The sequence below is a fragment of the Clostridium sp. 1001283B150210_160208_E6 genome (assembly GCF_015669365.1).
GTDB lineage: Bacteria > Bacillota > Clostridia > Clostridiales > Clostridiaceae > Clostridium > Clostridium paraputrificum.
Genome location: NZ_JADPAA010000007.1, coordinates 90945 through 104202, shown reverse-complemented (window position 1 = coordinate 104202; position 13258 = coordinate 90945). Strand labels below are relative to the sequence as shown.

Genomic DNA, 13258 nt, shown 5'->3' with positions numbered 1-13258 from the left:
AATTATAATATAATGTGGGCATATGATGGATTCGTTTTCAGTAAAGGTGGGGGAGAATATGAGTAAGTGTCCGTTTTGGTCAACTGGTAAAGATAGGGTTGAATGTAATACAGAGTGCCCTATGAATACATTAGCTTTAGAGGATAATTGTCCTTTTAAAGAATATGTTTCAGATTCTAAATTGAAGTTTAAGGATATAGTTAAGGAAGAGTATGACTATTCTGAGGAAACATTTAATGGAGATTTTTTGGGAATAAAAATAGAAAGAGAAGTAAGTCAGTATTAAAGGAATAATTAATAAAGGGTAATTGCATTTAAAACTTTGCGAAAGCAAAGTTTTTTTATTTAAATAAAAAGAGAAATTGCAAAGCAATTTCTCAAAAAATACTATTTATAAATTGTACTATATTTATGAAGTAGATTTTGTTTTAATGTCCATAAGTCATAAGATAAATCTACATAGTAAGTATGAGGATTTTCAAATCTTAAAACTTCAGGCCATAACTTTTCTGTTTCCTTTTTAGCAAAATCTTTTATTTCCATTACTGTAGGACTAGTGTACACAAGTTTCCCTTTTTCAAATATAGGAACTTGTAAATCCTTAGTATAGAAGTTTGTTATTTTCTTTCTCTTCCATGTATGAACTGGATCAAATATCTCTAATTCTTCTTTTTCATCTATAACTTCATTATTAATAGTTAATAAGTCTGCTATAGCCATATGTGAATCCTTATCGAAAATTCTAACTAATTTCTTAAATCCTGGATTAGTTATTTTTTCATCATTTTCACTTATTTTTATTTTTGGAATAACTTCTCCATCTTTTTCAACGGCAGATAATTTATATACTCCTCCAAAGACAGGTTCAGATTTTGCAGTTATTAATCTTTCTCCAACACCAAATGAATCTATACAAGCACCTTGTTCAAGAACATCTCTAATTATATATTCATCAAGAGAGTTAGAAATTACTATCTTACAATCTTCGTAGCCTGCTGCATCAAGCATCTTTCTACACTTTTTAGTTAAGTAAGTTATATCACCAGAGTCAATTCTAACACCTGAAGGTCTCTTACCCATTGGTTTTAAAACTTCGTCAAATACCTTTATAGCATTTGGAATACCTGATTTTATAACATTATAAGTATCTATTAATAAAGTACAGTTATCAGGGTATATTTCTGCCCAGCTCTTAAATGCTTCATATTCACTATCATACAGTTGAACCCAGCTATGTGCCATGGTTCCAACAGCAGGAATATTAAACATCTTATCTGAAATAGTACATGCAGTTGAGCTACATCCTCCAATTATAGAAGCTCTTGCTCCGTAGATGGCTCCATCGTAACCTTGAGCTCTTCTTGAACCAAATTCCATTACAGGTCTACCATTTGCAGCTCTTGATATTCTGTTAGCTTTTGTAGCTATAAGAGTTTGATGGTTTATTGTAAGTAGTATCATAGTTTCAATAAATTGAGCTTGAATTACTGGTCCTCTAACTGTTACTAAAGGTTCATTTGGGAATACTGGGTTTCCTTCTGGAACAGCCCAAACATCACAAGAGAACTTAAAATTCTTTAGATAATTTAAAAATTCTTCTGAGAAAGTATGCTTACTTTTTAAGTATTCAATATCATCATCAGTAAATTTTAGGGTACTTAAATATTCAATTAATTGTTCTACACCAGCCATGATACAATATCCACCACCGTCTGGTACTCTTCTAAAGAACATGTCAAAGTAGGCAATTTTATCTTCTAATCCTTTATTGAAATATCCGTTACCCATTGTTAATTCATAAAAGTCTACAAGCATTGTTAAGTTTCTGTCATTTTTAACGTCGAATGAATTAGTATTTGTCATCTTAATCTCCTCTTTTCATAAAAATGCCTTATTCCTATTGTACCCTTTCATTTTAATTATTACAATATAATGAAGACTCAAAATGATTTTTAAGGCATTTACAAGGTAATACTTAGTAGATGGGAGGATTAATATGCATTTAGATAAGAATCAATTAAAAGCAGTAAAGGCAAATGAAAGAAATGTATTAGTTGTAGCAGCACCAGGGTCAGGTAAAACAACTGTTATTATAAATAGAATTAAATATTTAGTCGATGAAGTTGGAGTATATCCATCAAATATAATTGTTATAACTTTTACTAAAGCAGCAGCTCTGAATATGAAAAATAGATATATAAATACTTTTCATAAAGAAAGTTCTCCTTTTTTTGGTACCTTCCATGGGCTGTTTTATAAAATTCTTCTAAGAGAAGGGGCTAATATAAATATTATTGAAGGATATATAACCAATAAAATTATAGAAGGTGTTCTTAGAAAATATTCAGATGAAGTTAATGAGGATAGGGTTAAGGAGGCTGTAAATAACATATCATTATTTAAGACATCAGGTGAAAATATAAATGATTTTAAACCTTCTATAGCTAAAGATATTTTTATGGAATGTTATGATGCCTATGACAAATATAAGAAAGAAAATAATCTTTGGGATTTTGATGATTTAACTATTAAGGTTTTAGAATTATTTAAAAATAATAAAAGAATAAGAGAAGGATACAAAAGAGTATTTAAATATATTCTTGTAGATGAGTTTCAAGATTGTGATGATCTTCAAATAGAATTTTTGAAATTAATGACAGAGGGGGAGGAGAATTCTCTTTTTGCTGTTGGGGATGAGGATCAGTGTATTTATAGTTTTAGAGGTTCAAAGCCTGAATACATGGTTTCTTTTGATAAAACATTTAAAAGTGCAAAGAAATATTATTTACATATAAATTATAGAAGCAATAAAAATATAATAGAGAGTTCAAAAAAGGTTATTTCTTTTAATAAGGAAAGAAATAAAAAGGACATACAGTGGTATAAAGATAAGGATGGAATTATCCTTTGTAAGGGAGTTTATGATGAGAGAATACAGGGGGATGAAATTTCTGGAAAAATTAGAGCTTTCTATAATAAGTCTAGCTATAGGTATAAAGAAAATATAGTGCTCTATAGAACTAATATGGAGGCAATGAGCGTTATAGATTCCTTTATAAGAAATAAGATACCATTTACCTTGTTGGATAAAGAATATAACTTCTTTAATCATTTTATATGTAAGGATTTATTATCTTATTTATCTTTAGCTATGAATCCCTATGATAGAGAAGCTTTTATAAATATAATTAATAAACCTTTTAGGTATGTTAGTAAAACTAGTATAGCTTATATTAGGGAATATAAGTATGAAAAAGATACTTTTGATATACTTATAGAAAAAGATGATACTCCACCATTTCAAAGAAAGAAGCTTGATGAACTAAAAAGAGATTTTAATTATATAAAGAAGTCATCATTAAGCAGTGGGATACAATACATAGTAACAGATATGGGATATATAGATTACCTTAAAACATATACAGAAAGATTTGGAGGTAACATTGAAGATTTAGAAGAAATAGTTGAAGAATTCAAAATGTCAGCTTCATCATTTAAAACTATCTTTGAATTTTTTGAGCATGTAGATGAAGTAGGAAAGAAGATAGAAGAAAGTAAAAGAAATAAGACAGACGATAGAGTTTTATTAAGCACTATTCATGGTGTAAAGGGAATGGAGTTTGAAAATGTATTCTTAATTAACTGTAATGAGGATACAATGCCACATTCATCTAGTAAAGAGGAAAATATAGAAGAAGAAAGAAGATTATTTTATGTTGGAATAACAAGAGCAATAGATAATTTGTTCCTTTTTGTACCTAAGATGAGAAAAGGAAAGTTTAGGGATGCTTCCAGATTTATTGAAGAAGGTGGCTTTATGGAAATTGTTAAGGCTTCCCATGGGTTAGTTAAGGATTCAGTAGTTACACATAAGGCTTTTGGAACAGGAAAAGTGGTTGAAGTTAACAGGGATGAAGTTGGAATTTTATTTCATGATGGAATGAAAAGAAAGTTCTCTGCCAAGGTTCTATTGGATAATGGATTAATATCTAAGTAATTATGATGAAATTTATCAAATATTGAATAAATATTGGTATTCATATATAATTTTAAGTAGGCTTATATCTCATGATATAAGCCTTTAATTATAGTTTTGCTAGGAAGAGGTTATTATGGATAAAGGTGTATTTAATCCTAAAGATATAATATTTTCTCTTGATATTGGTACTAGATCGATAATTGGTACCGTTGGAGTTGTAAGAGAAAAGAAGTTTGAAGTTTTATATGAGAAGTATAAAGAACATGAAGAAAGAGCTATGGTAGATGGACAAATTCACGACATAAACCTAGTTGCATCTGTAGTTAAGGATGTTAAAGAGGATATAGAAAGTGAATTAGGAATACAGTTAAAAGAAGTATCAATTGCAGCAGCAGGTAGATTTCTAAGAACTGTTAATGCAATGGGTGAAATAGAACTTAATGGTGATGAAGAAATAGATGAAGAAATAGTAAGAAGTGTAGAATTAAGTGCTGTAAAAAAAGCTGAAGAGGAAGTAATAAAAAATACTGAAAGTAAGCTATATTGTGTAGGTTATTCAGTAAAGGATTATTACCTGAATTCATATGTAATAACAAACCTATTAGGACATAAAGGGGAAAGAATTGGAGCAGAGGTAATAGCAACATTCCTACCTAGATCAGTTATTGATTCGCTATATACTGTTATGAACAAGGTTAATTTAAGGGTGTCTAATTTAACTCTAGAACCAATTGCAGCAATAGAGGCTGCTGTTCCTAAGAATTTAAGATTATTGAATATAGCCTTAGTTGATATTGGAGCAGGAACATCGGATATAGCTATAAGTTCAAAAGAAAGTATATGTGCCTATGGAATGGTACCTATGGCAGGAGATGAGGTTACAGAAGTAATAGCTCAAGAGTGCTTAGTTGATTTTAATTCAGCTGAAAATATAAAAAGAAGTGTGACATTACAGGATGAAGTTACATATACAGATGTATTAGGACTAGAAAATATTATAGAATCTAGCTCTATTATAAAATCTATTACCCCAACTGTAGAAAAGATTGCAACAGCTATTTCAAGTGAGATAATTTCTCTTAATGGAAATAAGCCACCAGCAGCTTTATTCTTAGTAGGGGGAGGAGCTCACACTCCAGGTCTTGTAGAAGAGATATCTAATCACATAGGATTACCGACTCAAAGAATAGCAATCAAGGATAGGACAAGCGTAATAGAATGTTTATCAAATAATGAATTAGGATCTGCTGGTGTTACAGTTTTAGGGATAGCATTATCAGCTATTAAGAAAATGGGGCATGACTTTATAGATGTAAATTTAAATGGTACACCAGTAAGTTTATTTAATTCACATAAACATACTGTAATGGATGTTTTACTTCAAGCAGGGGTTAACCCATCATTACTTATAGGGAAGAATGGTAAGAGTATAAGATTTAGCCTTAATGGCAAAAGAAGATTAGCATTTGGAGAGATGGGAAAGAATCCAAAGATAAGCATCAATAGAAAGAAGGCATCTATAGAATCAGAGGTGAATGCAGGAGATAATGTGAAAATTACTTATGCTCAAAATGGTAAGGATGCATCACCTAAAGTAAGTGAAGTTATAGAAAATATTAATTCTATTGATATATACATAGATGATAAATTGGTTAGCTTAGAACCAGTTGTGTTTATAAATGGTAAAGAGAAGAAAATATCAACTCATATTAAGGATGGAGATGAAATTTTAGTATATATTCCATCGAAAATGTTAGATATTAAGAATTACATATTGAAAAGAGAAATAGAATTATTTAAAGAAGGTATTTTATTAGAAGATGACGCCCTTATTCAAGAGGGAGATAGAATATATTCTAAAAGGTTAGAAGAAAAAGAAGTTACTAATGAAGTGAAAACAGAAGAGGGAATAAAAGTTGTGGTTAATAGTAAGGATGTAATCTTAAGGGGAGAAAAACCTTTATTTATAGATGTATTTAACCATATGGATATTGATATAACTAAAGTTACTGGTGATATTACACTAAAGATTAATGGAAAAGATGCATCTTATACAGATAAATTGAATAATGGTGATATAGTAGAGGTATTTTGGAGTTAATAATTCTTAGGGAGGACTTTAATGATTACTTTTCTTGAGGAAGCAAATAGGATAAAGGATGAATTAATAACAATAAGAAGAGATTTACATGAACATCCAGAATTGGGCTTTGAAGAAAAGAGAACATCAGAAAAAATAAAAGAGTTTTTAACTAAAGAAGGAATTCCATATGTTGAAGTAGCTAAAACAGGGGTATGTGGAATTATAAAAGGTGAAAAAAAGGACAATAATAGAGTTATAGGGTTAAGAGCAGATATGGATGCTCTTCCAATACAAGATAAAAAGGTATGTAGCTATAGTTCTAAAGTTCCAGGAAAAATGCATGCTTGTGGCCATGATGCACATATAACAATTCTTCTAGGTGTGGCAAGAATATTAAATAAAAATAAACGATTATTTGGTGGATGTGTAAAGTTATTCTTTGAGCCAGCAGAAGAAACTGTTGGTGGAGCTCCTTTTATGATAAAGGAAGGCGTTTTAGAGAACCCAAGAGTAGATGCAATAGTGGGGCTTCATGTTACTGAGGATTTAGATTATGGGAAAATTAGAATAAAAAGTGATGTGGTAAATGCTGCATCAAATCCTTATAAAATAAGGATAAAAGGAAGAGGGGGCCATGGCGCTGCACCTCATACAACAATAGACCCTATTGTTATTGCCTCGAATGTTGTAATGGCACTTCAAACTATAGTTAGTAGGGAGATAGCTCCTGTAAATCCAAGTGTAATAACTGTTGGTAGCATTAATGGAGGAACAGCTCAAAATGTTATTCCAGAGGAAGTGGAGATTACAGGAATAATTAGAACCTTAACTAAAGAGGACAGAGAATACGTAGTAAGAAGATTTAAAGAATTAGTTACAGGAATTTGTAGAGGCATGAGGGGAGAGTGCGATATTTATATAGAAGAGGGATATCCTTGCCTATATAATAATGCTACAATGGTAGAGGGAGTAAAATATGTTGGAAAAGAGCTACTAGGTGCAGAAAATGTTGTAGAACAAAAGTATCCTAGTATGGGGGTAGAAAGTTTTGCTTTTTTTGCAATGGAAAGAACTTCTGCCTTTTATTATTTAGGTACAGGAAATAAAATAAAAGAGACAGATAAAGCTGCACATTCCAATTTATTCGACATAGATGAGGATGCTATCCCCCTAGGTGTTGCAATGCAATGTGGAATAGCATACGATTATTTGACAAGAATATAAATAAATATTACTCTATTAGAATGGAGAATAGTAAACAAAAGCAAAGACTAGGAGTTGATTATATTTGAAAATTGAAATAGGATCTAATGAAGCAGGGCAAAGATTAGATAAATTTTTAAGAAAATTGTTAAAGGATGTTCCTTTAAGTGCAATTTTTAAAGCAATTAGAAAAGGTGACATAAGAGTAAACGGAAAGAAACAAAAGGAAAAATATTCATTACTTGAAGGTGATGAAGTTGAAATTAGATACATACAAAGTAAGAAGGAAAATAAAACTAACTTTATCCAAGTTGATTCATCAGGGTTGAAGGTTGTATATGAGGATGAAAATGTTTTAATAGTAGAAAAGTGGCCAGGAGTGTTAGTTCATCCAGATAGTAAGGGAAGTGAAGCTACATTAACAGATTATGTACTTTCATATTTAAATGAAAAGGGTGACTATAGACCAGAAGAAGAAATAACTTTTACACCAGCATCTTGCAATAGATTAGATAGAAATACTTCAGGTGTAGTTATTTTTGGTAAGAACTTTGAAGCGTTAAAAACTTTAAATGAAGTAGTTAGAGAAGGTCAAGTTAAGAAATACTATTATACTTTAGTTAAAGGAAAGCTAAAGGATGGCGTATATAAAGGGTACATATTAAAGAATGAAGAAGCCAATATTTCAAAAGTGTTTGACAAACAAGTTTCAAACTCTAAAGAAATATCTATGGAAGTTAAAACTGTTCAAACAAATGGGGCCTTCTCACTATTAGAAATTGATCTTATAACAGGAAGAAGTCATCAAATTAGAGCACACTTAGCTCATTTAGGAAATCCAGTTATAGGGGATAGTAAATATGGAGATAAGGAACTTAATTCATTCTTTAACAATAAGTTTGGACTAAATTATCAGTTCCTTTATGCATATAAGCTTATATTTAGAGAAGTTGGAGGCAAGTTATCTTACTTAAAGAACAAAACAATAGCAGCAGCGTTACCTCCAATATTTAAGAAGATAAAGAGTGATGTGTTTAAATTTTCTATAAGATAGGAGAATTGGTATGGGAGAGGAGCATTCAGCAGCAAAGGGAGTCTTTATACTTTCCGTTGCTGGGATGGTGGCTAAATTTATATCAGTATTCTATACCCCATTTTTAGTAGGAATATTAAAGGATGATGGATATGGAATATATTCGCAAACTACTGAAATATTTTTGTTTATTTATGCAATTACGTGTATGGGAGCACAACCTGCAGTAGCAAAAGTTGTATCTGAACTTTCTGCTCTTGGAAATGAGGAGGGGGCAAAGAAAGCTTTAAGGATATCAAGGAAGTTTTATATGATGTTAGGAGGCGGGCTTGGAATCTTAATGATGATTTTAGCTATTCCTCTATGTAACTTATTTGGAATTTCAGATGCGGCATATGGTGTAATGGCTTTAGGACCATGCGTTTTAATAACTTGTATTCTTTCTGCTTATAGAGGGTATATGCAAGGAAAAGGACACATGACTCAAATTGCAATATCTCAAGTTATAGAACAGCTTTTAAATGTTATATTAAGTTTGCTGTGTGCTTATATTCTTGTGCAGGTATCAACTGCTGCAGGTAATGCAGGTGCACAAGTTGGTACATCTGTAGGAGCTTTATTTGCTATGCTATATTTAGTATACAGTTTAGATAAAAAGTATAGCAAAGAGGAAGAAGAGATAGAGAGCCTTACAAACGTAAGAAAAGTTAGTGAAAAGAAAATACTAAGAAAAATCATAATGTATTCTATTCCTATAACATTAAGTACTGGAATGCAAAATTTTGGTGGTCTAGTAGATATGGTAAATGTAAATAGTAGATTAGCAGTTGCAGGCTTTGAAAAAGAGATTGCAAATTCATTATATGGACAACTAGGTAAGTATAAGACATTATTAAGTGTACCATTAGTTATTATAACTTCTATAGGGACTACTACTTTACCAGCTATTGCAAGGTCAATGGTTCTTAATGAAAGAAAAGAAGTAAAGAGAAAGATTGCATATGCATTTAAGATGGCTTTTTCAATAGCAATACCAGCTGCAGTTGGGCTTTCAATGTTAAGTGAGTTAGTATATGCTACTTTATATAATAGAACTGATGGTCATAAGCTTATGATGATAGGAGCATTTATATTAATTTTATATACAACGACACAAATACAAGCTGTTATTATGCAAAGTATAAATAAACTGTATTTTATACTAGGGACTTTCATGTTAGGAATAGTAACAAAGATTATAGTTAATTATATTTTTGTTGGTATTCCAGGTATAAATATTTATGGTGTTTTAATAGGTAATGTATTTTGGCACTTGATTCCAGCAGTTTTAAATCATAAAAAGCTTTGCAAAATTATGAAAATGAGATTATCTATTCCAAAGTTAGTAATAAAGCCGGCAATAGCATCAATTGTTATGGCAGGAGTCATATACTTATTAAAATTACCGTTAAAGTATGTATTTGAAGTTATCTCTCTATCTAGAGTTACAGCAGCTCCTATTACAATAATAATTGTTGCAATAGGTGGAATTGTTTATTTATACCTAATGATAGTAATGGGTGGAATTAGAAAGAGTGATATACAAACTATATCACCAAAGTTAATAAGAATGATGCCACGATTTATGAGAAGAAAACTTAGATAAGATAGAAAGAATCTGTTTTAAAGAAACTGCTCTTAGCAGTTTCTTTTATTTTTACATAAAATCTACTTGGTAATGATTTTATAATTTCCCTATCTTCAGTATGAGTGGAGTGGATATTTGTTTTTTTGTAACTTGGAGCTTTTCCACGGAACAAACAAGATAAATATCCACTACACTTTTTTTATTAGTTTATTATTCTTCAAATTCTCCAAATGTTCCCCAGAATACAAAGATTCCAAAGGTCAAAAGTATTATAAATATAGTACTTGCAAAATTTAGAGGCAAGAAGAATTTCCTAATTATTGTACGTAAAATTAAAAATGTTAAAACGGCAAGTAATGTAAATATTATTACATTAGCTAAGGATAACTTTAATTCAATATGTTTTTTAACCTCATAAAGATTTATCACTAAGCTTACTAGAGAAGTAAAGAATAAGGTGATTACATATCCATAAATATTTATACTAGGGATGGATGTAAATACATATAAGCCTACTAATTCTAATGCTGCTACTATAAGTGAATTTCTTAGAATTATCCCTTGTTTATTTATGCCATTTAATATACCGAACATCGTTGTAGATGTAAAAAATACTGGAGCAGTTAATCCAGCATATAAGATATATTTGCCAAGGTCATCTCTTTGATAGAAAAGTTCACCTAATGAATTAGGAATTAGACAGCATATAGTTGTGGTAGCAAGCCCTAATATAAATGCTATTTTTATTACTTTTCTAATTCTTACAGCTGCATCATAATAATTTCCCTTAACAAGGGTTTGCGATAAATCTGGTATAAGTAATGTGTTTATGGAGCTTACAACTATCAAAGGGATTCCAATAATCATCATAGCCATACCTGAGAACTTTCCAATCATAGCAAGGGCTTCCGTATGGTTAAAACCTGCTGTAATTAGACACCTAGGTACAACTAGGGTTGATAATGTATTAAAGATATTACTTAAGAATCCATTTAAGGTTAGTGGTAAGCAAATTATAAGTACATTGAACAGTAATTGAGATCTTCTTTCTGTTTTTTCATAAGTCTTTGGTAGTTTTTTAGCACACTGCCTATAATAAAAATAAAGTAGAACCAAACTTTGTAGTTCTCCTAGACACAGAGCAACGTAGCATAAAGTTACTAAAGTTGTAAGTTCTTTTGCAGAGAAAAGAAAAATTAGTATTGCAACTGTTAAAATTCTTAATGCTTTTTCAAATATGTCTATTATTGCAGGCATTGTGATTTTTGATGTTCCCCAAAAATATCCCTTTAGAATGTTAGACAATGCTATAAATATCATAGCTGGACAAGTAACCCTAATTGCATCAATGGCTCTAACATCATTTATGCCATACTTACCTATAAAAGGTGCAAATATAAATACTAAAATTCCAATAACTATTGCCCATACGATATTGAATACAGCAACTGTATTTATAGTCTTTATTAGATTTCCATTTTCTTGTTTCTCAGCATATACAGCAGAGATCTTTGATATGGATGCAGATATTCCTGCTGACATCATACAAATAAAGAGATTATATATTGGCATTACCAAGTTATATAATCCCATTCCTTCAGGACCTAACACGTGTGATAGGTATATTGAAAATATGAATCCTAATATTCCAGTGGTGATATTTGAGGCTGTAAGTAAAAATGAGTTCTTAAAAAAATTGTCTTTCTCCAAAGCTATTCACTCCTTTAGATTACAATAAATCATATTCAGTTAAGGAGAGAAATATAACAAAAAGAGTACGAGTAATAGGGATAATAGAGATAAGAAGAGTAAGAGGAATAAAAAAGATAAAATAAATAGGATTGATAATAAAGATAAGAGAGCTGGTTAATGTGATTGAGTTTTTATTGGTTATTCAGAATGTGATTGAGGAGTTGGTAAGATCTTTTCGTGTCAATGATTCATTAATAGTGTTGGATAATATAAATAATAAAAATAATATTATTTATATTATTAAGATATCTTATAAAAGAATTTTTCTAAGATAAATTCTTTTATGGCAAAACAATATATAAATATAAAAATATAGCATCATGAAAATGGAATTAGGATGATTGAGATATGTGAATATGAAAATTCATTTGTTAGTAATAAATAAAGCAGATTAAAATAAAAGGCCCTGCAAAAAGCAGAGCCATTTATTTAGATAAGATTTTCTGGATTTAAACATTTTAATTCGTCTATTACAAATAATCCATCTTTTCTTATTAAAACATCATCAAAGTAAATTTCTCCTCCACCGTATTCAGGTCTTTGTATAAGAACTAAATCCCAGTGAAGAGCAGATTTATTTCCATTAAAGGCATCATCATAAGAAGCACCTGGTGTAAAGTGGATAGAACCAGTTATCTTTTCATCGAATAAAGTATCCTTCATTGGTTCTAGGATGTAAGGATTAACACCTATAGCAAACTCACCAACATATCTTGCTCCTTCATCAATGTCAAACACCTTGTTGATTCTTTCAGTATCATTAGCTGTAGCTTCAACAATCTTTCCATCTTTAAAAGTAAGTTTTACATTTTCATATGTAAATCCTTCTCTAAGTGATGGAGTGTTATATGTTATTGTACCATTAACAGAGTTCTTAACAGGAGCTGTATAAACTTCACCATCAGGAATGTTAGCTTCTCCAGCACATTTAATTGCAGGAATATCCTTTATTGAGAAAGTTAAATCTGTACCTTCAGCTGTTAATCTAACTTTATCAGTTCTCTCCATTAAAGCTACTAATTTATCCATAGCTTCAGACATTTTTGAGTAGTCTAAGTTACAAACATTAAAGTAATAATCTTCGAAAGCTTCTGTACTCATATTTGCAGCTTGAGCCATTGAGTAGTTAGGATATCTTAAAACAACCCATCTAGTTTTAGGAACTCTAATTTCTCCATGAACTGGGTTAGAAAAATATTTACTATATAAAGAAAGTTTTTCTGATGGAACATCTGAAGTTTCAGCAGAGTTTTGTCCTGCTCTTATTCCTATGTAAGCATCCATATCTGACATTCTAGCAGCTTCATATTTAGCCATTAATTCTAACTGTTCTTTAGAAGCTCCCATTAAAATTTCTCTATCTACTTCTTTATTTTTTAAGGTAACTAGAGGTATAGCTTTTGCCTTGTAAGCTTCTTTAACTAGTTCTTTAACTAATGCTTCGCAATCACCTATACCTTCTATTAAAACTTTTTCTCCCTCTTTAAGCCTACAGGAATAATTTATTAAGTTGTGGGCTAGTTTAGTAAATCGTGGGTCTTTCATAAATTTTCCTCCTTTAATAATGATTATCTTCTAGTA

General features: G+C 30.5%; 9 protein-coding genes. 6 read left to right on the top strand and 3 right to left on the bottom strand.

What is annotated here, in order from left to right:
- Positions 1-58: 58 nt before the first annotated feature.
- Entirely contained in the window at positions 59-286 is a 228-nt protein-coding gene (locus I4V16_RS09400; protein WP_049177059.1) for a hypothetical protein, read from the top strand.
- Between the two features lie 101 nt (positions 287-387).
- Here I4V16_RS09400 and I4V16_RS09395 read toward each other — a convergent pair whose 3' ends face one another.
- Complete coding sequence (locus I4V16_RS09395) at positions 388-1863, bottom strand: nicotinate phosphoribosyltransferase (protein ID WP_049177058.1); 1476 nt, start codon at positions 1861-1863, stop codon at positions 388-390.
- A 127-nt stretch (positions 1864-1990) separates the two neighbouring features.
- On the opposite strand from I4V16_RS09395, the gene I4V16_RS09390 reads away from it, so the two are divergent.
- The 5 genes from I4V16_RS09390 (at position 1991) to I4V16_RS09370 (ending at position 9943) form a co-directional block, all read left to right on the top strand.
- Positions 1991-3997, top strand: coding sequence for an ATP-dependent helicase (locus tag I4V16_RS09390; RefSeq protein WP_195966667.1), 2007 nt, complete (start codon positions 1991-1993; stop codon positions 3995-3997).
- A gap of 115 nt (positions 3998-4112) precedes the next feature.
- Entirely contained in the window at positions 4113-6080 is a 1968-nt protein-coding gene (locus I4V16_RS09385) for a cell division protein FtsA (RefSeq protein ID WP_099314396.1), read from the top strand.
- A 21-nt stretch (positions 6081-6101) separates the two neighbouring features.
- The gene (locus tag I4V16_RS09380; RefSeq protein ID WP_049177055.1) at positions 6102-7286 is read left to right on the top strand and encodes a M20 family metallopeptidase; all 1185 of its coding nucleotides are present in this window, start codon (positions 6102-6104) and stop codon (positions 7284-7286) included.
- Between the two features lie 64 nt (positions 7287-7350).
- Positions 7351-8319, top strand: coding sequence for an RluA family pseudouridine synthase (locus I4V16_RS09375; protein ID WP_049177054.1), 969 nt, complete (start codon positions 7351-7353; stop codon positions 8317-8319).
- Between the two features lie 10 nt (positions 8320-8329).
- Positions 8330-9943, top strand: coding sequence for a polysaccharide biosynthesis protein (locus I4V16_RS09370; protein ID WP_049177053.1), 1614 nt, complete (start codon positions 8330-8332; stop codon positions 9941-9943).
- Positions 9944-10135: 192 nt separating this feature from the next.
- Here I4V16_RS09370 and spoVB read toward each other — a convergent pair whose 3' ends face one another.
- Together spoVB and I4V16_RS09360 are read right to left on the bottom strand one after the other, a co-directional pair.
- Positions 10136-11635, bottom strand: a complete 1500-nt coding sequence (spoVB, locus tag I4V16_RS09365; RefSeq protein ID WP_049177052.1) for a stage V sporulation protein B — start codon at positions 11633-11635, stop codon at positions 10136-10138.
- Positions 11636-12106: 471 nt separating this feature from the next.
- A complete protein-coding gene (locus I4V16_RS09360; protein WP_195966663.1) occupies positions 12107-13222 on the bottom strand; it encodes an aminopeptidase in 1116 nt (371 codons plus the stop codon).
- Positions 13223-13258: the final 36 nt, after the last annotated feature.

Coding starts and splice junctions, on each gene's coding strand:
- I4V16_RS09360 (WP_195966663.1), bottom strand. CDS start 13,222: ATGAAAGACCCACGATTTACTAAACTAGCCCACAACTTAATAAATTAT.
- I4V16_RS09380 (WP_049177055.1), top strand. CDS start 6,102: ATGATTACTTTTCTTGAGGAAGCAAATAGGATAAAGGATGAATTAATA.
- I4V16_RS09370 (WP_049177053.1), top strand. CDS start 8,330: ATGGGAGAGGAGCATTCAGCAGCAAAGGGAGTCTTTATACTTTCCGTT.
- I4V16_RS09385 (WP_099314396.1), top strand. CDS start 4,113: ATGGATAAAGGTGTATTTAATCCTAAAGATATAATATTTTCTCTTGAT.
- I4V16_RS09400 (WP_049177059.1), top strand. CDS start 59: ATGAGTAAGTGTCCGTTTTGGTCAACTGGTAAAGATAGGGTTGAATGT.
- I4V16_RS09395 (WP_049177058.1), bottom strand. CDS start 1,863: ATGACAAATACTAATTCATTCGACGTTAAAAATGACAGAAACTTAACA.